At 56.0% G+C, this 22,127-nt stretch carries 17 protein-coding genes; 10 read left to right on the plus strand and 7 right to left on the minus strand.

The window, feature by feature from the left end:
* Window positions 1–320: 320 nt before the first annotated feature.
* A complete protein-coding gene (locus O77CONTIG1_RS03480) occupies window positions 321–821 on the minus strand; it encodes a GNAT family N-acetyltransferase (protein ID WP_068508102.1) in 501 nt (166 codons plus the stop codon).
* A gap of 621 nt (window positions 822–1,442) precedes the next feature.
* Here O77CONTIG1_RS03480 and O77CONTIG1_RS03485 point away from each other — a divergent pair.
* Window positions 1,443–1,952, plus strand: coding sequence for a diheme cytochrome c (locus O77CONTIG1_RS03485; RefSeq protein WP_225894679.1), 510 nt, complete (start codon window positions 1,443–1,445; stop codon window positions 1,950–1,952).
* A gap of 202 nt (window positions 1,953–2,154) precedes the next feature.
* Window positions 2,155–2,928 (plus strand): HAD family hydrolase, encoded by a 774-nt coding sequence (locus O77CONTIG1_RS03490; protein WP_084782118.1) that lies wholly within the window; start codon window positions 2,155–2,157, stop codon window positions 2,926–2,928.
* On the opposite strand, the gene O77CONTIG1_RS03495 is transcribed toward O77CONTIG1_RS03490, so the two are convergent.
* On the minus strand, window positions 2,925–3,530 hold the full coding sequence (locus O77CONTIG1_RS03495) for a CPP1-like family protein (RefSeq protein ID WP_068508104.1): 606 nt from the start codon (window positions 3,528–3,530) through the stop codon (window positions 2,925–2,927). The two genes, O77CONTIG1_RS03490 and O77CONTIG1_RS03495, sit on opposite strands and share 4 nt — an antisense overlap.
* A 1,165-nt stretch (window positions 3,531–4,695) precedes the next feature.
* Between O77CONTIG1_RS03495 and O77CONTIG1_RS03500 the strand changes: the two genes are divergently transcribed.
* From O77CONTIG1_RS03500 to O77CONTIG1_RS03520, 4 genes are all read left to right on the plus strand, one after another.
* Entirely contained in the window at window positions 4,696–5,412 is a 717-nt protein-coding gene (locus O77CONTIG1_RS03500) for a response regulator transcription factor (protein WP_068508106.1), read from the plus strand.
* Window positions 5,413–5,997: 585 nt separating this feature from the next.
* Window positions 5,998–7,920 carry a PAS domain-containing protein gene (locus tag O77CONTIG1_RS26580; RefSeq protein WP_068508109.1) on the plus strand — a complete coding sequence of 641 codons (1,923 nt, stop codon included), beginning with the start codon at window positions 5,998–6,000 and terminating at the stop codon, window positions 7,918–7,920.
* Between the two features lie 39 nt (window positions 7,921–7,959).
* Window positions 7,960–8,723 (plus strand): IS5 family transposase gene (locus O77CONTIG1_RS23255; protein ID WP_410503486.1). Its coding sequence is split into 2 segments (ribosomal slippage): window positions 7,960–8,290 and window positions 8,290–8,723, totalling 765 coding nucleotides; the frame shifts between segments, so codons are not numbered across the junction.
* Window positions 8,724–8,738: 15 nt separating this feature from the next.
* On the plus strand, window positions 8,739–10,478 hold the full coding sequence (locus tag O77CONTIG1_RS03520) for a response regulator (RefSeq protein WP_068508112.1): 1,740 nt from the start codon (window positions 8,739–8,741) through the stop codon (window positions 10,476–10,478).
* Here the strand turns inward: O77CONTIG1_RS03520 and O77CONTIG1_RS03525 are convergent.
* Entirely contained in the window at window positions 10,432–11,400 is a 969-nt protein-coding gene (locus tag O77CONTIG1_RS03525; protein ID WP_068508114.1) for a helix-turn-helix domain-containing protein, read from the minus strand. The genes O77CONTIG1_RS03520 and O77CONTIG1_RS03525 overlap by 47 nt on opposite strands.
* Window positions 11,401–11,712: 312 nt before the next feature.
* On the opposite strand from O77CONTIG1_RS03525, the gene O77CONTIG1_RS03530 reads away from it, so the two are divergent.
* The 3 genes from O77CONTIG1_RS03530 to O77CONTIG1_RS23260 all read left to right on the plus strand — a co-directional run bounded on the left by O77CONTIG1_RS03530 (window position 11,713) and on the right by O77CONTIG1_RS23260 (window position 17,068).
* On the plus strand, window positions 11,713–13,128 hold the full coding sequence (locus tag O77CONTIG1_RS03530; protein WP_068508116.1) for a TPR end-of-group domain-containing protein: 1,416 nt from the start codon (window positions 11,713–11,715) through the stop codon (window positions 13,126–13,128).
* A gap of 140 nt (window positions 13,129–13,268) precedes the next feature.
* Window positions 13,269–16,016, plus strand: a complete 2,748-nt coding sequence (locus tag O77CONTIG1_RS03535; RefSeq protein ID WP_172799634.1) for a pre-peptidase C-terminal domain-containing protein — start codon at window positions 13,269–13,271, stop codon at window positions 16,014–16,016.
* 236 nt (window positions 16,017–16,252) lie between these two features.
* A complete protein-coding gene (locus tag O77CONTIG1_RS23260; protein ID WP_225894680.1) occupies window positions 16,253–17,068 on the plus strand; it encodes a CAP domain-containing protein in 816 nt (271 codons plus the stop codon).
* A gap of 49 nt (window positions 17,069–17,117) precedes the next feature.
* Here O77CONTIG1_RS23260 and O77CONTIG1_RS03545 read toward each other — a convergent pair whose 3' ends face one another.
* The 3 genes from O77CONTIG1_RS03545 to O77CONTIG1_RS25340 all read right to left on the minus strand — a co-directional run bounded on the left by O77CONTIG1_RS03545 (window position 17,118) and on the right by O77CONTIG1_RS25340 (window position 19,249).
* Complete coding sequence (locus O77CONTIG1_RS03545) at window positions 17,118–17,501, minus strand: hypothetical protein (RefSeq protein ID WP_068508119.1); 384 nt, start codon at window positions 17,499–17,501, stop codon at window positions 17,118–17,120.
* 280 nt (window positions 17,502–17,781) lie between these two features.
* A complete protein-coding gene (locus O77CONTIG1_RS03550; protein ID WP_197673310.1) occupies window positions 17,782–18,909 on the minus strand; it encodes an AAA-like domain-containing protein in 1,128 nt (375 codons plus the stop codon).
* Entirely contained in the window at window positions 18,791–19,249 is a 459-nt protein-coding gene (locus O77CONTIG1_RS25340) for a hypothetical protein (RefSeq protein WP_197673311.1), read from the minus strand. The genes O77CONTIG1_RS03550 and O77CONTIG1_RS25340 overlap by 119 nt, the downstream gene beginning before the upstream one ends.
* Window positions 19,250–19,367: 118 nt before the next feature.
* On the opposite strand from O77CONTIG1_RS25340, the gene O77CONTIG1_RS03555 reads away from it, so the two are divergent.
* On the plus strand, window positions 19,368–20,285 hold the full coding sequence (locus tag O77CONTIG1_RS03555; protein WP_068508121.1) for a histone deacetylase: 918 nt from the start codon (window positions 19,368–19,370) through the stop codon (window positions 20,283–20,285).
* Between the two features lie 88 nt (window positions 20,286–20,373).
* Here the strand turns inward: O77CONTIG1_RS03555 and O77CONTIG1_RS03560 are convergent, their stop codons facing one another.
* Window positions 20,374–21,858: an aminobutyraldehyde dehydrogenase gene (locus O77CONTIG1_RS03560; protein WP_068515962.1), complete on the minus strand. Its 1,485-nt coding sequence runs from the start codon at window positions 21,856–21,858 to the stop codon at window positions 20,374–20,376.
* Between the last annotated feature and the right edge of the window lie 269 nt (window positions 21,859–22,127).

The following is a 22,127-nucleotide window of genomic DNA, read 5'->3' on the forward strand; positions in this document are numbered from 1 at the left end:
CCTGCCCCTGCTGTGCCCGATTCAGCCAGGTGCGAGATGGGCAAGTTGTGGGCAATCCAAGTGCAAGGCGTTTGCCTAGACAACGCCTCCCAGGGGAACCGGGACTTCGACGAGAAGCGCGAGACGACTCCTGACCGAGACAACTCCCGATCGAAATTACTCCTAACAGTGACAAAAGGCGCACTTCTCTTCCAAGAATGTGCGCCTTTTCCCTGAATGTGGTCGAATTTAGTCGCCTACAGCGAGCTTTGGAGTCTCGAACCGCGATCGCCCGAATCCCTGGCTTCGGGAACGCTGGGGACACCTCCCTTAGGATGCCTCTAGGACTCCTCCTTTGAGGCTTCGGCCAGGTAGGCCACAGCAGGCAGCCCCTCCTGCGACACGGGCTGATTAAATAGCACCATCGTCGTCGTCTGGTTTTCCTCGAAACCGATGCGCGAGTAGAAGCGCTGCTCGTTGGTGGTCATTAGGTATACCCGCTCAGCGCGGTTGACGTGGGGATGCATCAGCACCGTTTCCACCATCTTGCGGCCCAGCCCTGCGCCCTGATAGTCGGGGTGAATCACCACGTCCCAAATGGTGGCGCGATATACACCGTCGGAGGTGGCGCGAGAGAACCCGATGAGGCGATCGCCATCCCAGGCCGTCACAACTGGGTTGCTGTGGGCGATCGCCGTGGCCAGGTCTTCGATGCGGCGGTTTTGCGCCCAAAATGCCGTCACGTTAAACAAATCCTGAAGCTGGTGCAGGTCGATTTCGCGGGCCGCAGCAGTCTGGGCAGAGGAGTCGTGTATACAAAACTGAACGTGGCTACAATCCATTTCGGCAAAACTCCTGGATTCCCTTAGGTCAAATTACGTCCAATAACATCCAATTACGTCAAACAGGTCGAGCAGGTGAAGAACGTTGGCAGCATGTCCGGCTGTCTCAAGGTTCCAATAGAACAGGTTAATCAACAGGCTGGCAAAATCAAATCCCAGACAAGTTTCGCAGCGCTTTCTTGCCGGAGTGACATTGCTGCCCATACATTACGGCATGTATCTCAAAACGTGCCTCACCCAGCCAGACGAATGCTACCCGGTAATCCGGTCGTGTAAATGGGCTGAAATGCTTGATAGAAGTGCGATCGCCCCCTTACTGCCCTCTCAAAAATCACCCCAAAAAAGCATCCATTCGTTGGGAATTCATGACAGAATGACCCGTCAGAGGCTTGGGTTCTAGGGATTTGCTTTAAAGATCTATTTTCAGGAATTCCGGTTTCGGGGAGCTATTTCCGCATTTCGTCCGTCTATCTCCACTCAAGTCATATCCCAGCCCTTGGCCAAAACTCCCAAACTTTCAGTTTCTAGTGTTCGAGAGACCTCATGGTAATCCAGCAGCTTCTTCAGTCGATCTCATCCCGCTCTCGCCGTTTCCTGAGCTGGGCCAGGCGGACATCGCTTGTGCTGGCGCTGGTCTTGGGCTGGAGCCTCAGCCTTGGCTGGGGATTGTCGCAGGTGGGTGAGGAAACGGAGCGGGCGATCGCCGCTACCCCTCCGGCAAACACGGTCGAAATTGGCACCGTCGATGTCGTGCCCACCCAACTCCAGCTTGGACAGCGACTCTATTTCCAGAACTGCTCCGGCTGCCATTTCGCCCCGCCGCCGGAGGTGATGCCGCTGCAATCCTGGGCGGCCATTCTGCAAACGCCCCAGCACTATGGCGTGGTGATTACCCCATTGCAAGACCCCGCCCGTCGCATCATGTGGAACTATGTGCGTGCATCTTCGCGCTCCATCGTGCAAAACGAAACCGTTCCCTCTCGGTTTGCCCAGTCCCGCTATATGAGAGCGCTCCATCCCGGCGTAGAGCTGCCCGAACCCCTCTCCTTTGGCTCATGCATCAGTTGCCATCCCGCCGCCATCGATTTCAACTTCCGTCGCCTCAGCCCAGAATGGCAGGCAAGGGAATAGTCCCCTGCTTTATCTGCCTTGATAACCAAGGGTGAACCTCTTACAAGAGCCTCTTACAAAAGGCCAGTCTCCAAACTACGCGAAGACTGACCCTTTTGATTGTTTTTGATTAGGATTGAGCAAGAGAGTATAAATACTCAAAAAGATTACCGATTCCCTCTTCTTCGGGCTAATCTGTAATTAAAGTTCATAAAACAGAGCAATGGTTCAAAAAAAATTACGAATCATCACAGATTTTGATGGGCCTATCATGGACGTGTCGGAGCGCTACTACCAGGTCTATCAGGTTTGCCTGGAGCAGGTGCGCCGTCCGGGGCAGACGGTCAAGCGATTGTCTAAGGCGGAGTTTTGGCAACTCAAGCGATCGCAGGTGCCAGAGCGCCAAATTGGTCAAATGTCTGGGCTGGACGAGCTACAGGCTCAAGACTTTGCCCGGATGCGGAGAAACACGGTTCACACGCCTCCCTACCTGAGTTACGACACGCCCATTCCAGGTGCAGTAGAAACTCTGGAGCGCATTCAGCAGGCGGGCATTGATCTGGCGGTGATGACCATGCGACGCACCAGCGAGCTAGACGAGGCGTTTCAGCGGTGCAATTTGGGACGATTCTTTGGGGGCGATCGCCGCTACTGTCTCAGCGATGATTACGTCAAAACGACCGATGTACAAGACAAGCCCCTGCTGATGCAGCGGGCCCTCAACGAGCTGCCTCCCGCAGAAAACTGGATGGTCGGCGATACAGAAGCCGACATTGCGGCTGCAAAATCCCACGGCATTCCCGTTGTGTCAGTCCTTAGCGGCATCCGCGATCGCACTCAGCTCAGCAAACACCAGCCCGACTGGATTGTCCACAACTTCGCCGAGGCACTCGAAATAATTTTGCAACATGCAGGTCGGGAAAGCGCGGGTCGGGAAAGTGCAGCCTGGCAAAATATAGGCAGTAGCGACACCTACTTTAATGCTGGAAATCGCTAGCGCAGGAAGCTGCTGATCAGCCAAAGGATAAGCAAGGCAATGAGCGCAGCGGCGCTGGACTCACCCAGGCTAATTTGGGCGAGCTGAGGGGCGATCGCCTGCACCAGCGCCATCCCCAGCAGCACGCCCAACAACAGCCCCGCCAGCGACAGCAGAAACGCCCGCCCAAACTTATGCTCTTTGCGGTTCAAAAAGAAAATACTAATGCCCACGCCCAGTGCCAGCGCCAGAGACGGTGAGCTCATGCCGAGCAGCCCTGCCCCTAGCAGCAATCCGCCTGGCCAAAGAATATCGGCGCGGCTGGGTGTGTCAATCCATTGCTGAAGCCAGTTGGGAGAAGGGTTGGGCGCAGCAGGCGCGAAATCTGGCGGTGGCTCTGCCGTCCGCTCAGGAAAGCGAATGCGATCGGGCACCTTGATCTTGCCCTCCTGTCGCTGTCGCAGCCGATCCATCAGGATTGCATCGTAGGATGCTTCAATCGCCTCTAGTGTGCGTGAGTCGCCCTCGTGCTCCTGGGTCAAACGCGCCTTTGCCGCCTGAATCTCTTCAAACGTCGCCGTCTCGTCTACGCCCAGTCTTTCGTAGTGGCTCATGTCCTCCATTCGTGCCCTCCAGCCGAATCCCCACGATAAATTGATTATGAATCGTCGTTTATGATGAATCGTATCAGTCGCAGCCTTAGTGCAAAAAATTGACGGAGCTTAATATTACAATCAGTTTCGTCTCAGAAATGATTAGCAACGAGGTTCAGGCAGCAGTCAACAGCAGACAAAAGGATCAAGTCGAGAACTTGCACTCAGCCAGTTCTTCTTCATCCAGTTTCCAAATCTCAGGCTGAGGTACAGTTCGATCATGATCGTTTGACCTTGAATACTGAACGCTAGGTTTAGTCAAGCACTCCTGCTGAGTCTATGCTGCTGACGAACACTTGGGTTGCTCCAGCGCTAACAATTCCCAGTCATCTATTCAGTTACCGATTACAGGCTGCCTGTCCCAGAGCCACTCGTTGAAGTCAAGCATCCAATAGTCAAACACACGAGTCAAACACACGAGTCAAACACAATGGTCAAACAATGGTCAAACAATTGTGGTCTACCACCTATGGTCTAACACTAGAGTTTCAGGATGTCACTGAACTTCGAGATGCCACTTAAATTACTTAAACTATAGCGCTTGAATCCACTGCTCCTGAGTTCACTAGTGCTAAACTCGCACTGCCTTCAGCTTCTGAGTTGAACACTTCTGATTCGAACAGCAGCGCTCCGACTGGCGATCGCCCCGATTTTTGTGCTTAAACTGATCAGGTCAGGTTTAAATTCTACCTGCATCTCCCTTCCCTCGTTCCACCCTCATGATTCCTCAGTGTAGCCACCCGGTTCTACCTGGCAAATGCATCTACAATACCAGCTCCTTCTAATACAAGCCCCTTCTCTCCGAGACAATCTCTAGCAAGCCCGCGCCTATCCAGAGCAGACCTTTGATGTCCTCACAATAATCCCTCACATAATCAACAAAATTTGTTTTACGCTTAAGTGCAACTATTTGCGACTATTACAGATTTCTATGCGGATACGGTTTTTGGGGTCTGCTTAATGTAAGTAGGGGCATGGCGGAGACTGGCGCTGGGGCTAGCCAGTAGGCTACCAGAATCTACCTACCCCCTCTGGCTTATTCTTTAATTCGCTCTTGATCCAAAAGTTCCAATCTAGAGTTTACATTTACAATTTCACTCAACGTCCCTCTATTCATCGACTCAAGGTTACAGTCATGGCTTCAGCCAAGATTCTTGTCGTTGACGATGACCGTCACATTCGTACGCTGGTGCATCGTTTTCTCTCCACCCACAGCTATCAGGTCGAATCCGCCGAAGATGGCAAAGGGGCAATGGCGATTTTTGAACAGTTCAATCCCGACCTGGTGATCTTGGATGTCAACCTGCCAGACGCAACAGGCTACACGCTTTGTCAGGAGATGCAGAGCCGGACGGGTGTGTTTGTGTTGATGCTGACGAGTCGCGCTGATGAGGCGGATAAAATCCACGGATTTTCTAAAGGCGCGGATGACTATCTCACCAAGCCGTTTGGTTTGGCGGAGCTAGAGGTGCGTGTAAAGGCGATTCTGAAACGACAGCGCCCGGTCACAGCGGCAGAGCAGCAGTGCCTCACGTTTAATGGGCTATCTATCGATCCAGTGCGGCGTGAAGTGACGCTCAACAACGAAATGGTGCCGCTGACGGCGCTGGAGTTTGATTTGCTGCATTTTTTAGCGAGTCATCCCGGTCGCGTATGGCGACGAGCGGAACTGATCCAAAAAGTGTGGGATTATGAGTATGTGGGTGATCAACGGGTGGTTGACGTTCACATCGGGCAAATCCGCAAGAAAATCGAAATTGACACTCAGCAACCCAATCTAATTCAAACTGTGCGTGGAGTGGGCTATAAGTTTGAGGCCCCTGACACCGCCGGGGAAGAGGCTGCTTCCTAGCCTTTGTCTGAGTCGCTTTTTTCGTGAAGTCGCAGAGTTAGAATTGCAGGGCTTGGGGAGAGTGTGGGGCGATCGCCCTACACTCTTCGCGCTTGCGTAGGGGATAGGGAAGAGGGAAGAATTCTACAGTATTTTCTGGACTGTGGAGGTATGGACTAGCTTGGGAAAGTTTAAGGGTTTCCTGGCTCCTATTCGTGTCTAAAATGCTGGATAGTCTTTACTTTCAGCTTTCTTTAATGAAGAAGCGATGAGTAGGAGTTAATCCGAAAGTGTTTTGTGGAACTCTAAAGAAGTCTAGAATTGTCTATCGTTAGCGGGATTCAGGGAAAATTGGCTGGTATTGGGGCAGGAACGTTAGTATTTACTTTTTTGACTTTTTTAGGGTCTTGTTTAACCCATGCCTAAACGTGTCTGGTTAAGGGTCGGATTATGAAAATCTCCGCTGGTGATAAGGCTGGAGATAGTCGAGGCGTATAATCACCAGCGGGTTTGAATGGCTGAGAAGTCATTGTGGATATTGCGTGAGGGCGATCGCCCCTGGCGTGCCGAAACTTTATGCAAAGGAGATGAGTGGTAAGGAACCGAATGCCAGACTATCCGGAACCCAGGAAGCCGCTGCCAGATGGGGATGTAGAGTCTCCTCAAGCTGATCCGGGGCTAACCGCACCTCAGCAAATGCATCAGCAAATGCATCAGCAAATGGCAGATCTGCTGGCCGAGAACAGACGGCTGCGGCAAGAGCTAGTCGAGCGGGAGTGCAGTTTGCGGCAGCGTCAGCAGGCCGATGCCACCCAACAGGAGAATCAGCGGTTTATTCAGCAGATTTTGGAAACTACGCCCAATCTGCTCTATCTCTACGCAGTAGACGCGCAACGGGTTCGATTTATCAACCGCCGGGTTTCCGAGATGCTGGGCTACCCTGCCCATCAGATTTATGAAATGGATTTGGAAGCATTGCGATCGCTCGTCCATCCATCAGACTTGCCCTTGCTCCGCAGCAGCATCCAGGAATTGCAGCAAGATTCTGTTGGACAAGGCGTAGAGGTGACATTTCGGCTGCGTCATGCCGGTGGCGAGTGGCGCTGGCTGCAATCTCGCCAGACCGTCTTTAGCCGAGATGAAGCGGGTAACCTGGTGCAACTGCTGGGCACGGCGCAGGATATTACCAGCCGCAAACAGACTCAGGAAGCGCTCGCCCAGAGCGAACAGCGGTTTCGCTCCCTGGTTTCGCATTTGCCGGGAGTGGTGTTTCGCTCCCGCTATGACCCTCAGCGCGAGGCAGAGTTTGGCTGGGTCATTGAGTTTATGAGCGAGGCGATCGCCGACTTGACGGGCTACCCCGCAGCAGATTTTTTGAACAACCAGAGGCGGCACTATGGTAGCATCGTGCATCCCGAAGACCGCGATCGCCTGTTTCAACTTGTATTCAACCATGCTCATGCAGGCCAGCCCTACACCCTGGAATATCGGCTAACTCACCGAGACGGCAGCCTTCGCTGGATCTACGAAAAAACGCAGGTGGTTGAAGAGGCTCAGGGACTAGTCATAGAAGGCGTACTGTTGGACATTACTGAGCGCCACCTGGCCGAAGCCGCGCTGGAGCGACAGCTCCAAAAAACCCTCTTGCTCCAGAAAATTACCGAGGAAATCCGCCAAAGTCTCGATCCGCAGCAGATTTTCCAGACTGCTGCTACCCAGGCAGGACAGACGTTTCGCGTCAGCCGGGTGCTAATTCATACCTATGTGGCAGCGCCAGAGCCAGAAATTCCCATCGTGGCCACCTATCTAGAGCCAGAGTATGAGTTTGAGCATGTGATGAAATCTGTACCTGTTACAGGCAACCTCCACGTTCAAACCATGATGGCGCAGGATCAGGCAGTGGCTTCTGGGGATGTATTGTGTGAACCGCTGCTGAGCAATCTGCATCCGCTGCTGCAAGCGCTGAAGATCCGCTCCATGCTGGCAGTTCGCACCTCCTACAAAGGCGAACCCAACGGCGCGATTTGCCTGCATCAGTGCGATCGCCTGCGCCGCTGGAGCGAAGACGAAATCGACCTGCTGGAGGCAGTTGCAGCCCAACTGGGCATTGCCTTGGCCCAAGCCCAGTTGTTGAAACAGGAAACCCAGCAGCGCCAGGAACTAATGCTGAAAAACAAGGCGCTAGATCAGGCCCGGCGCGATGCCGAAACCGCAAACCGCGCCAAGAGTGAGTTTCTAGCCACCATGAGTCATGAGATTCGCACGCCAATGAATGCAGTCATTGGTATGTCGTCCCTGCTACTGAGTACGCCTCTCACGCCGCAGCAAGAGGAATTTGCCCAGACCATTAGCAGCAGCGGTGAGACGCTTCTGAAAATCATCAACGACATCCTGGATTTTTCCAAGATTGAATCGGGTAGGCTGGAGCTAGAGCAAGAAGCCTTCAGCCTACGCCAGTGTGTAGAGTGTGCCATTGACTTGATCATGCCAAAGGCGCTGGAAAAAGACCTAGGGAGTGTAATCAATTAAGTAAGCTGTAATTAGCAGTGATTCAGCTATCTGATGATTATGACAACCCGCCGCTACGCCCTGCGCGATGACCAATGGGAACGGCTCCAAGATTTGCTCCCTGGACGAGCAGGGGCGGTGGGAGTCACAGCAAAGGATAATCGTCTGTTTGTCGAGGCAGTGCTATATCGATATCGAGCCGGCATTCCCTGGCGAGACTTGCCAGAGCGGTTTGGTCATTTTCGCAAGGTTCACACCCGCTTTCGGCGCTGGGCAAAGACGGGCGTATGGCAACGGGTGTTTCAGGTGCTGTCTAAAGATGCAGACAACGAATACGCCCTGATCGACACCACGATTGTGCGTGCTCATCAGCATAGTGCTGGGGCAAAGGGGGGGATGCCAATGCCCAAGCCATTGGTCGTCGTAAAGGGGGATTGAGCACCAAGATTCATGCGACTGTCGATGCACTGGGCAATCCGACAGGCTTTCACCTCACACCCGGGCAGACCTGTGACCTTGATGGGGCTGATGTGCTGCTAGAGAACATTCAAGCTGATACAGTCCTGGCTGACAAAGGATATGACGCAGACCAACGGGTGATTGAGCGACTCCAACAACAGGGCAAGGCTGCTGTGATTCCGCCCAAGCGAAACCGCAAGACACCGCGTGATTACGACAAGGAGCTATACAAAGCGCGGCATCTGATTGAGAACTTCTTTGCCAAACTCAAGCAGTATCGAGCGATTGCGACACGCTATGACAAGTTAGCCGAGACGTTTCTGAGTGCAATTTACATGGCGGCTGCCCTTATTTGGCTTAATTGATGACACGCCCTAGAGGTGGGCTGCCTGTTTGAGCCGGAGGTGCCCGATCTGGTGATTGGTGACTCGACCCGTGTGCAGCAAGTGCTGGTCAACCTGCTCAGCAATGCGGTGAAGTTTACGCCCCAGGGTGAGGTGACGGTGACGGTCAGTGCCCGCTGCATCCACCTGGACACCGCACCTGGAGATGCTGACCAGCCGACCTGCACGATTCGGCTGGCGGTTAGGGATACGGGCATTGGCGTTCCTGCCGACCGGCTCGATCGTCTATTTCAGCCCTTTTTGCAGGGTGATTCTTCTATCAACCGCACCTACGGCGGAACGGGGCTGGGGTTGGCTATCAGCCAGCGGCTTGCAGAACGGATGGGCGGTCGGCTGTGGCTGGAGAGCGAAGTAGGCGTTGGCTCGACGTTTTATTTTTCGTTTGCCACCCGAGCCTCTATCAGGGCTAGCGTGTCGGTTGACCATCGCAGCCCGTTTGAGGGGCGATCGCTCTTATTGGTAGACAGCCAGACCATTCACCGCGAAAATTTAGTTCATCAGGCAGAGTTTTTAGGGCTGCGGGTCGTGGCGGTGGGCAGCAGCGATGCAGCGCTCTATTATCTCCAGCAAAATGCACCGCAGGGCGATCGCCCAGACCTGATTGTGTTAGAAGCCCATCTTTCTACCGATTCTGGCAGGGCGCTGGCCGATGAGATCGCACAACTGCCGGGCTGCGAAACCATTCCACTTGTATTCCTGACTCGTCTCGACCGTTCTCTTCAGTTGGTTCCCTGTGTCCGGACTCATCCCACCGGGGCAATGGCTATCCCCCGTTTGGCCAAGCCCGTTAAACAGTCTCAGTTTTATGCCATGTTGAGCCACTATCTTGACACTCCGCCCTTTGACACTCCGCCCTTCGCCGCCTCAGCACATTCTGGCGATGATTCCAGCACCGCCAGCGCAACACCAAATGCCGCGTCAGAACCGAGTCTGGATCGTGGCCCTCATTCAGAAAAAACAGATGGACTGCGAATTCTCATTGCAGAAGACAATCTGGTCAACCAGAAAGTGCTGCTGAGAATGCTTCAGCAGTTGGGCCATAACGCAGATGTGGTGTCTAACGGAACCGAAGTGGTCGAAGCTGTTTTACGCCAAGCCTACGATGTCGTGCTGATGGATGTGCAAATGCCGGAAGTGGATGGCATTATGGCAACCCGCATGTTGCGCGATCGCCTCTCATCGCAGGAGTTGCCCTACATTGTGGCAGTGACGGCGAATGCCATGATGGGCGATCGCGAAGATTGTCTGATTGCTGGCATGGACGACTACATCAGTAAGCCGATTCGGCTCGATCAGCTCTCAGCCCTGCTGAAGAAATGTCCGCGACGGGCGATCGCCCGGCCCACGCCCCAGTCCACTCCGCTGGATGTACGCTTTATCAACAGCTTCATCGCAGACATGGGCGATCAAGCCGCTGCCATCTTTACAGAACTGATCGACTGCTACCTCACCGAAGCGCCCAAGATGGTCGCCAGCATTCAAAACGCAGGGGCAATGCTCGACACTGCCGCCATCATGCGGACGGCCCATACCCTCAAGTCTAGCAGCGCCGTTGTCGGAGCCACCCGACTTTCAAAGCTATGTCGCTATCTAGAAGACACCGCTCACCAAAGCAGCCCCAATGAACTCAATGCTCAGATCGACAAGCTGGTTGCAGAATATGAGCGGGTCAGCGCGGCGCTGCGGGCAGAACGTCAACGCCTAACACCGGGCTAAAGTGCGGGCCCACGTACATCCACGCCAGCCCGTCGGGGTCGAGGCTCTGCGTCCAAGCAGAGAAGTCTTCTTGATACTTGCGACGACTGAGGGTAGTGCGACTGGTGCCAAGTCGCCGGGCCAGCGCCGTTGCCGTCCAGCCCGATTTCTGGTTCGCTGGATCAGTCGTCAAATCTATGTAAAGTTGCCAGATAATTACCGCAATCAAATAGGCAACGAAAATGACTGCTTCCGGCCGCTGCCACAAATTAGATTGATTCTCCTCATCTGGAGGCACCGCTGAAGGCACTGCCACAGGGGACGCAGCGGGGGACGCACCCAAGTCTACTTCAACCCCCTCTTCAAATAGAGGTTCACCCGGCGGCGGAAAGATGTTCAAGCTTTCATCCAGATTGACGGAATCAGTTGAAGAGTCGGGATGCCCCTGAGAGTCAGGCGTTTGAATCGCAGACATGGGGGAAGGTACTGGGGAAAGAGCGGCGGGCTGGGGCGGAACATCAGCAGTGAATTCAGTCGTGAATTCAGCAATGGATTCAGGATTAGCAATGGATTCAGAGACAGATATTCCGTCCTCATCTTGCCTCCATGCTACCGAGTTATGGGTCGCAGGTTGCGTCCAATTTCTCTGCGCGTCCTGAGACAACATGGTTTCTGGCGAAGAATGCTGGGGCGAGGCCGGTGCAGGGGCGATCGCCACGGTTGGGATGTAGGGAATATTGAGCTGGCGGATCACCTGAAGCACCAACTGAGTCACGGTCGGTTCCTCCACAGGGCGCGATGCCACAAGCTGAATCTCCAGCCGAATTTCGTGCCGCACCACAGTTGCCGTCACGCCGTAAGGTTTCAGCACATGGTTGAGCAGACTGGTTAAGACGGTTGGGTCGCCAGATCGGGCTAATCGCAAGATTTCCTCAGAAGCCATAGGGAGGGGTGGGAGCGGGAAGGGGGAAGAGGGAAGAACGAAGAGGGAAAAGGAAAAAGGGAAAAGGGAAGGGGGAAGAGGGAAGAACGAAGAGGGAAAAGGGAAAAGGGAAGGGGGGATTTGCTGACGACTTCTAGATTTATCACATTCGGAGCGATGCTCAGTGTGTCCTGCGCTGACCCCAATGCCTGAGACCTCCTCTCGTCTGCGCTGTGATGCAGCAACCTCCGCTTTCTAAACTAGGGCATCCTAGATAGGGAGGCGATGCCGTTATACTCTATCCCCCTTACCACCTATACCCTGTAATTTCTCATGTTAATTGTCGCGCTATTCGTCTTTGTGGTGTGGATTGCGTCGGTGTGTCTGCATGAGTTTGGGCACGCGCTGGTGGCCTACTGGGGGGGCGATCGCTCGGTCAAAGACAAGGGCTATCTGACGCTCAACCCACTAAAGTATACCGACGTGGGCACCAGCTTGGTGATGCCGCTGATTTTTTTGATGCTGGGCGGCATTCCCCTCCCTGGCGCAGCGGTATATATCGACTCGTCCAAATTGCGGGGCCGGCTTTGGAAAAGTGCGGTATCGCTCGCGGGGCCGCTGATGACGGCGCTGGTAGCGCTGGTGCTGGCGACTCCATTTTGGCTGGACTGGGCACCCGCCAGCCCGACGGGTGGCTGGAGTCTGCCTGGCCTGCTGCGATCGCCCCTCCAATTCAGTTGGCTCTGGCCCGCTCTGGCGTTTTTGGTCACGCTAGAAGTTGCAGGGGTGCTGATCAACCTGCTGCCCGTACCGCCGCTGGATGGCTACGGCATTTTAGAACCCTGGCTGCCCGAAACCCTGCGTCACCAGGTCAATCGCTGGAGTCGATATAGCATGATTGCGCTGTTTGGGATTTTGTGGACCGTGCCAGCGGCAAACCGGGCGCTGTGGAGTGTTGTGGATGCGATCGCCATGACGCTCGGCGTGCCGTCGGATCTCTCCTGGCTGGGCTATTCGCTGTTTCGCCAGTGGGGCACGATTTTGCTGCTGGGGGCACTGGCTGTTGCTGCGATCGTCATGCGGCGATCGCCCCAGCTTCAAAATTCGGCTCAATATTGGGGCGGCGGCCTAGGAAAACGCGACCCCAGCCTGGATCGATTTCACGCCTCAGCCCAATATTTGAATTATTTGGTCGAGCAGCAGCGCTACGACTCGGCCATCGCCCTCTGCGACCAAGCTATCAAAAGTGCGCCCCACCGCTATGAACCGTGGCAGACCAAGGGCAATATCTTCCTAAAGGCAGAGCGCTACGCCGAAGCCCTCGCCGCCTACGACCAGGCGATCGCCCTAGAGCCGGACTTCTATGGCGGATACCACGGGCGGGCACTGGCCCTCAAACAGTTGCAACAGCCGCAAGACGCACTGGACTCTTTTGACGAAGCGCTGCGACGATACGAGGCTGACCCCAGCCTGTGGAGCGATCGCGGCTCTCTGCTCTACGAGCTTCAGCGCTATGAAGACACGATCGACTGCTATATTCACGCGATCGCCCTAGAGCCAGACAATGCCCTGTTTCACTACAATCTGGCCTGCTGCCATGCGCTGTTGGGACGCTCTGAAACGGCGTTGGACTGGTTAAAACAAGCGATCGCGCTGAATGACCTGTATCGGGCGATCGCCAAAACCGATCCCGACTTCAACACCCTCCACCAAAACCCAACCTTCCAAGCCCTGATGCTCGGCACCTAGCAAAACCACCCAAAAATCCAAAATCCAAACCCTAAAATCCAAAACCTCAACTTTTCTTGTTTTCACCTTTTAAGATTCAATGATGCATTCCGGGAATGATCTGGGCAACCTAGTGGCGTGTAATGCTAGCTGGAAAGACCATGGCAAGAGATGCAGGCAACACCCGGAGAACCGCTCGTCGAATTAACGTAGGGCCAAACCCCAGAGTCTTCCGAGATTCACTGAGCAGCAGCGATCGCAATGACTTCTTCCGCTTCGTGGTTCGAGCGCGAAGCAGCTTTGATGGCGAAGTCTTTAACATTCCCAGAAACGCCAACTTCAACTTTCAGCTTCAAAACGCCAACGGTCGAGTCATCGCCCGCTCAACCCGTCCCAATCGGCAGCCTGAAAACATCAACCTAAACCTCGATCCAGGCACCTACTTTGCCCGCGTCTTCTGGCGCAAGGGGCAGGGAGCCTATCGGATGCGCCTCAGCCTCACGCCCGATACAGCCGGAGAAACCCTGGACACCGCCCGCGACCTCGGCAACCTCACGAGTTCCACAGGCGTTGATGAATACATTGGACGCTCCGACCCTGCGGACATCTACCGCTTTACGATAGATGAGCGATTGACCGTCGGCGCAACCCTCACCCCCGTCAGCGCTGGGGCCGAAATTTCTCTGCTAGATGCCAGCGGCAACGTGCTTACGGGCACCTCTGGCAGCGGCACAGAAGCCCGCAGCCTCCAACGCGTGCTTGATCCAGGCACCTACTTTGTCCGAGCCACCCCCGTTCCAGGCGGTGACACCCGCTATAACCTGACGCTGAACGCCGGCCCCGCCCCCGACCAAGGCGGCAACGACTTTGGCAGCGCCTCGGCATTTCCTGGGTTTGGCTTCTTTCCAGCGTCGATTCAGGAGTATGTGGGCAACAGCGACCCGGTTGACTACTACACCTTTACAACGACCATTGCAGGCGATCTGAAGATCGACCTCACCAACCTTGCCCCGACCGCCAACCTCGACATTACCCTGTTTGACCAGTTTCAGCAGCCGCTTGCAGTTCAGGGCGGTGCTGGGCCCGGCGGCAACGAGCAGATTATCTTGAACGACGCTCTACCCGGTCAGTATTTTGTGTCGGTGCAGACCGCCGGGCCAGGCAATAACTCCACCTACAGGCTGACAGCCGTCCTCACGCCCGAAGACAAATTCGGCGACGACTTTGCGGATGCAACCTCCATTACCGACCCGCTCTCACCAGGCATCCTGACCCCGCTGAGTAATGACCTGGGAGATCCCAGCATCTATCAGGACTTTGTGGGGGCAGGCGATGTCGATGTGTTCCGGTTTACGCTGACTGAGCCAAAGAACTTCTTTGAGACCCGCCTCAAGGACTTTACCGGCAACATCATCTTGCAGCTTTTCCAGGCAGGAAACCCAACCCCGCTCTCCGGCGGCAGTTCGGCCCTGCGGGGGGCGCTTGGCCCAGGCACCTACTTCCTGCGCGTTTTGGCCGGTAGCCCCACCGATGCCTCGACCTACACCCTGGAGGCTGCCTTCGGCGAGCGTACGAGCGGTATTATCGTCCGCGACGTGAACCCAGGGGCGCTCGATGCCAATGCTAACTTCCTAACCGACGTGAATGGCGTGCTGTTCTTCGCGGGAACCGACGGGACTCCGGGCGCACCCGTCGGGCTATGGCGCAGTGAAGGCACGTTGAATACAACCGTCAAAGTTGGCTCGTTTACTAGCATTACTGGCATCGCAAACGTCAACGGTACAGTCTACATTGCAGGTAGCACAGTCCAGACAGGTAATGAATTGTGGAAGTGGCAGCCGACGGGCGGTCCGTTGGGTACGCTGTCGCTGGTGGCAGACATTGCTCCTGGTTCAGGGCTGTCGTCGTCTCCAACTAATCTGACCGCAGCTGGAAACAACCTCTTCTTCTTGGCGACTCCTACAGGTGACATCTTTGCTCAACAACTCTACTTCACCAATGGTGGTGCACCCGTGTCGCTTCCAAATTCAGGTGGCAGTCCTAGAGACTTGGTCTACGTACAGGCGACAGACACAATCTACTACACTGCGGATGTGCAAGGGGTTCCTGGCAGACTCTTGTTCCGTGTCAGCAATGCTTCGACGGCTAACCCTGTTGCAGAATCGCTTCAGACCTTGGGTAGTGGGTCTTCAGCTTTTGCCCCGCGCTTTGTACGCAGCCTGAAAGTAGTGGGCAGTGATGTATTCTTTGTTTCGAGTGAAGCTGCCAGCACTGATAACGTGGAACTGCGGAGGATTGCTGCGAATGGTAATGTATTTACGTATGACGTAGATGGTGATCCAAGCAATGGCTCGCTGGGTTCCGGAGACATAGATGTAGCAGTTGTAACATCTGGCGGGCAAAGCTACGCTTACTTCACTGCTTTTGATGTTGGTGCGGTTGCTGACCAGTTGCTCCGTGTGAACCTGGCTACTAGCGTTATTGAGCGAGTTTCAACCAACATTTCTGAGTCATTTGTTGCTAGCAACCTGACGGTGTTTAACGACAAGGTGTACTTCGTTGCAGAGACTTCCAGCGAAGGGACGGAACTGTGGGTGACTGACCCAGCAGCGACGTTACAGGTGACTGCGCTAGAGTTAGTTCCTGGAGCAGGTAGTTCGTCGCCTGCTAGCCTGGTAGTGGCTGGCGGTACGCTGTACTTTACGGCAGACGATGGCACGACGGGCACCGAACTCTATCGCCTGAACGAAACGACTGGCTTGCCAGAACTGGCGCTGGACATCAACCCTGGGCCTACATCGTCGAACCCCGACAACCTGATTGCAGCAGGAAGCTTGGCATCGGGTCTGGGGCAACTGTTCTTTGTGGCAGACGATGGCGTGAATGGACGGGAAGTGTGGACGGTGTAGGAACCTGGCTCGACCGTTTGCTTGATTTGCTGGGTCTGCTTGGTAACTAGAGACAAGGGGTTTCGGCCCCTTGTTTTTTTGTCTTTTTTGGTGGAAGCCAGTTGATGGGCCGGAATTCAGTCCGCACAAGCACCGAGCCGATTGTGAGCGGCTGATAAAGTTCAACAAAATCACCGAACACTCCAGGCTGTGCTGAAGGCAACACTGGTCGTTGGCAGTGCATCAGGAGTCTCGGAGTGACTAGCTACCCTCAACGAACGGACAGATTTCGTGAAGTCGGGCCGACTCCCTTTCGCAGTCGGGAGTCCGGTAGAACGGTGTATTCCGGGCGGCTGGGTGGCAGGAACCCGCTGGATATCATTCCGCTGCGGGTTGTTCATCGCAGCCGGGTGATGCTGGATCTGTCTGAACTGAGCGCGGGCGTGACTGCCCAGTGGTTAGATGGGAAAGGAAAAGCAGTGGGGCGATCGCACGTCCTATCCACCCCTGACTCGGTTGCGCCCAAAGTCACCTTCAAACCTGGAACCTATTACCTGAAGCTGTCGGTCAGATCGGGCGTTTCGTCCTATCGGCTGAGTCTGGCGATCGCCTCTCGTCCCCGTTCTGCCCAAAAGTCCCTGCGATCTTTTTCAGACCATGCGGGCGATCGCTTTGCGCTGAAAGTGTTGACGCTGACCAACGACTATCGCCGCCAATACGGGCTGCCTCCACTGCGGCTGAATCCGGTATTGAGTGCGATCGCCCAAGCCCACAGCCAGGACATGGCCAGCAACGACTTTTTTGACCATCGCGGGTCCAATGGCTCCACCGTTTTTGACCGCTTTTTGCAGGGGGGCTATGCCTACCGCAGCGGCGGCGAAAACATTGCCGCAGGTTTCAGCACACCAAAAAGCGTGGTGAACGCCTGGATCAAGAGTCCGGGCCACCGAGCCAATTTGCTCACGCCGTTCTTCCAGGAGATGGGTGTCGGCTTTGTGCATTTGCCCAGCGACCCCGGCAAGATCAAGCTGCGCTATTACTGGACGCAGGATTTTGGCGTGCCTGCAAACTGAGGATCAGCGATATGAACACTTCGAGCGCGTTGCGTAGAAACAGCCGACGCTACACTGTGCCATCGCCCTGGCTAGTAAAAATGGCAAACAGTCGATAGAACAGGTTCATGCTGACAATCAGCAGGGGAAACGCAACCCCTGCCAGCGCAACCCAGTTCACCAAACGCCCAGACAGCATTCCCGTCCAGCGCTTGGCCTTGCTGGTGCTAGCTCTGGAAGCTCCCACCAGGCGACTGGCAGAGGCAAGCAAGAACGAGCCACCCATTCCCAGGACGACGCTTGCCCAAAACCAGGGATTGGTGTGGGAGAAGGAGATGTGATTAAACCCAATGGCGGGCATCAGCCCAAAGGCAATGAGTTCCAGCGTCAGCCAGATGCCCAGACAGGTGAAAAAGTCGCGCCGTGCGCCTTCGCTCAGGGATAGGTGTTGCATAGGTCAAGTCGGGGAGGTCGGAACGGGCTTGATTTTGCAGGGAATTTTGGATGCCTAGATGGGGGGGTATGGGGTTGCCCAGCCGAGGTTGGTGACGCTGTTTCTGACTGTACGCCACTGCGAGAAAATAATCTAGTGCAGTGTCACGGTTTAGTTTTAGGGTGATGCCTTGGCTCGTAGTCAGCGCTTCAGCGCTAAAGCGCTGACTACCAACCTAAGTTCTAGCTGTGACATAAGCAGGGGAGCGTTGTGGAGGCCGATCTGGCTAACCTTGCTAACCTTATGGAGCTATATCGCCAAAATAGCGCCGATATATCCCGTAGCTCAGCGCCACCCGGTTGCCGTGTAAATGCACCAGTCCCATGCTGCGGAGCTTGAAGGCCTGCATCTGTTCCACTTCGATGGGCGCAGAGGCTCTGGTCACCTGATCGAACGTTGCCGCCAGGTCGGGATGTTCCTGCAACTGCCGCAGCAGGCGATGCAGGTGGTTGGCGTAAATGCCCGAATCGGTCGGAGCAGTTTGCCAAAACTCGTCCAGGGTCAAGTCTTGCCGCGCCAGGTGGTAGAGCGCGCGATGCACCAGATAGGGATGCCCACCGACCAGTTCTTGCAACTGTTGCAGGTCGGCTGCTGCAAGCGATAGCCCGTATCGCTGTGCCAAATCCATCACCTGCACCGGAGTGAATTCTTGTAGCTCCACCGCCAGCCCTACGTTGAAGGGCGACTGATTAATATCCAGCGGCAAATAGACCTCGGTGGAATGCACAATCACCAGCCGCAGGTGTTGCCAGAGGGGGTTGCCGCTGTCGCCGTAGGCCGCCTCTTCATACCAGGCCCGCAGCAGCGAAAAAAAGTCGTGGGCAATTTGCGGATGCAGAAACACATCATCCACCCGATCGAGCGCCAGCACCAGCGGCGCATTCAGGTCTGGCAGCAGGCAGTCTTCAAAATAGGCGGTGCAGTTGCCCTTGCTGCCAAAGGTGGGACTCCAGTATTCATCGACCCGATGGGGCAGGCGCAGCTTGCGGGTGATCAGCGCACAAAACCAGCGGAGAAATCCGTCCAGGTCGTTCAGCGCCTGACTGTCGGCCTGCTGCAAGCTGAGGGCGACAGTGTGAATCGGGCTGTTGCCCCCTTCCGACAAGCGCCGTGCCTGATCTAGCAGGCGCACCATGAGCGAGGTTTTGCCCATCTGGCTGGGGGCTTTAATGCGAATTAGGGCACCGGGCCGGGCGATCTCGTCGTAGCAGCGGGTTTCCGACGGGGGGCGATCGACATAGACGGGGGAATTAAGCGCGACGAGGCCGACGGGCGGGTCGAGGTCTTGCGCGGGCGGACGGTGGCAGGGTGATTGGCAGGGGGCGATCGCCCCGCTGTTCTGTCGTGCCTGTGTTGGGAGTCGCGCCATTTCGCGACGGGGACGAACTGGGCGGCTGAGCAGCCCGCTGCGACAGCACCGCCACCAGATTCGTCTTGCTGACCCGCTCTCCCAGGCTAGAGGACAGCAATTGCCACAGCTTTGGGCCAACGTCGTGTTTGATGTATTCAGGCGTATAGCCCGTTTCTTCGGCAATTTCGTCATATTTGAATCCGTGCCACGCACCTTTTAGCACCGCCACCTCAATATTTTTGAGATGGCGAGCCGCGGTCGCCAACACTGCCGCATCGGCAGCCTGAAGCGCCGCCTCAAAGAGTATCGGCTGATCGCCGCTGGATGCTCGGCTGGCATCTGGCAATGGCTCATTCATGGGCGTTTTGGTTCACGGCTTCCCGGCTCTGAGCCTAGCCTAATGCAAGAATAGAAACTCAGAGGCTCACGATTGAGATCGTCTACACAAGTTCGTTTATTTTACTCTTTCCCGCTGCGTGGATTTGCCCCTGGTATACCATCCGGATTACGTCGCGCCGCTGCCCGACAGCCATCGCTTTCCGATGGAGAAGTTTCGGCGGCTTTCTGAAATTTTGGTAGAAGATGGCGTGGCGCATCCCAGCCAGTTTCACACGCCAGAACTGCCGCCTGTGGACTGGCTGGAGCTGGTGCATACGCCGGACTATGTGCAGCAGTATCGCGCGGGCACGCTGGAGGCGCGGGCGCAGCGGCGGATCGGGCTGCCCTGGAGTCCGGCGCTGGCCCATCGCACCTGCATTGCTGTGGGCGGCACCGTGCTGACGGCAAAGCTGGCGCTGGAGTGTGGGCTGGCGTGTAATACGGCCGGTGGCACGCACCATGCCTTTCCCAGCTTTGGGTCGGGGTTTTGCATTTTCAACGATATGGCGATCGCCACTCGCGTCTTGCAACACCTGGGGCTAGTGAAAAAGGTGCTGATCGTCGATCTAGACGTGCATCAGGGCGACGGCACGGCGGTCATTTTTCAAAACGACCCCAGCGTGTTCACCTTTTCCATGCACTGCGAAGTGAACTTTCCTGGCACCAAGCAGCAGAGCGACCTGGACGTGCCGCTGCCGGAGGGCATGGAAGACGGCGACTATCTGCGGACGCTGGCAGAATACCTGCCCGATTTGCTGTCGCAGGTGCGGCCTGATCTGGTGCTGTTTGACGCAGGCGTGGATACCCATGTGGGCGATCGCCTCGGCAAGCTAGCCCTGACGGATAGCGGCCTCTATCGCCGCGAAATGCAGGTACTCAGCACTTGCGTCGCCCAGGGCTATCCGGTCGCCTGCGTCATCGGCGGCGGCTATGCCAATGATTTCAACGCGCTGGTGTATCGCCACTCGCTGGTGCATCGCGCCGCTAGCGAGGTGTTTCGGCAATATCGGCTGTGATCCCCCTAAATCCCCCTTAGTAAGGGGGACTTCCGGAGAGCGGATCGTTTTCCCCCTTGCTAAGGGGGGGCGAGGGGGGGATCGACCGTTACGCCTCGCCAAAGGTGGTGAAGTGCCATCCCTTGCGCTGGTCGCCTGTGATGTCAAACACGACATGCTTGACGATGGTGTATTCCTCCAGGGCGTAGTGCGACATGTCTTTGCCAAAGCCGCTCTGCTTGAAGCCGCCGTGGGGCATTTCGCTGGCGATGGGCAGGTGGTCGTTAATCCATACGGTTCCGGCTTGCAGCGCCTTGGCCATTCGCATGGCTCGCTGCACGTTCAGCGTCCAGCAGCTTGCGGCCAGTCCATAGGGCGTGTCGTTGGCCAGGGCGATCGCCTCTTCCTCTGTCGAAAAGCGCTTCACCACCGCCACCGGGCCAAAGATTTCCTCACAGACGCAGTTGGCAGTTTGCGGCGGGTCAACAATAATCGTCGGCGGAAAGTAGAACCCTTTGTCAGGCACGTCGCCGCAGGTGATTACCTCAAAGCCCTGCTGCTTGGCCTCTTCGACATAGCCCTTCACTTTGCTGAGCTGGGCCTGGCTAGAGAGCGGGCCAATGTCCGTTCCCTCGGCAAACGGATCGCCGACTTTGACCTGCTTCGACAGTTCCGTAAACCGCGCCAGGAATGCGTCGAAGACCGACTCGTGGACATACATCCGGGTGGCGGCGGTGCAGTCTTGCCCGGAGTTGACGTAGGCTCCGACGACCGCGCCGTGGGCGGCGGCTTCGATGTCGGCATCGTCAAATACGACAAACGGCGCTTTGCCGCCGAGTTCCAGGGTGACGCGCTTGATCATGGGGCTGGCCAGTTCCGCGATGCGCTTGCCGGTGCGGGTGCTGCCCGTAAAGCTGATCATGCCGATATCGGGGTGGGTGCAGATGGCTTCGCCGACCTCTACGCCGCCTGTGACGATGTTGATCAGTCCGGCGGGCAGTCCCGCTTCCAGGGCGATTTTGGCCAGTTCAATGGTGGTCGTGGGCGTGTTGGGGGCGGGCTTGAGGACGATCGCATTGCCAGCGGCGATCGCCGGAGCAATTTTCCACACCGCCATCATCAGCGGATAGTTCCACGGGGTGATCGCGCCTACCACGCCGATCGGCTCCCGCCGCAGCAGGCTGGTGTAGCCGCCGACGTATTCCCCAGCGGCCGCACCCTCTTGCCGCCGCACCACTGACGCAAAATAGCGAATATTGTCAATCGAGAAGGGAATATCGCCGTTGATCGTCAGCTTCAGCGCCTTGCCTGCATTTTTGCTTTCCAGGTGGGAGAGTTCTTCGCTTTTGGCTTCCAGCAGGTCGGCAAATTTCATCATGGCGGCGCAGCGCTCACCATAGGACAGCGCGGCCCAACCCGGTTGGGCGGCTTTGGCCGCTGCCACCGCCCGGTCTACGTCTGCGGCGGTGCCCATCGCCACGGTTGCAAAGGCTTCGCCCGTGGCGGGGTCAATCAAGTCCTGTCTGCCGCTGCCGACCAGCTCATTGCCAATCACCATCGGGTAGTGGATTAACTTTTCTGTCGTAGAAACCATAAAAACCTCGGTTCGGGGTAAAAATCCCACAAGCTTGTCAATTGCGTTGCGTTGGCCATCTTGCGCGATCGGGACAGGGCGCGATCGCCCCCTTGGTCGAGCAATCGCCCCATTGAATCCTTCCGCCAGCTTCGCCAATCTGTTCTGCCAATCTGTTCTGCCAATCTGTACAGATAAACGATTGCGACTCGCGGCGGAGTCTAGCTGTATACCACCCTAATATTTGTGGGCAAAAGTGGGGGGCGAACGTCATATTTTTTGAGGCGCTG

The sequence above is a fragment of the Leptolyngbya sp. O-77 genome (genome assembly GCF_001548395.1).
Lineage (GTDB): Bacteria > Cyanobacteriota > Cyanobacteriia > Elainellales > Elainellaceae > Thermoleptolyngbya.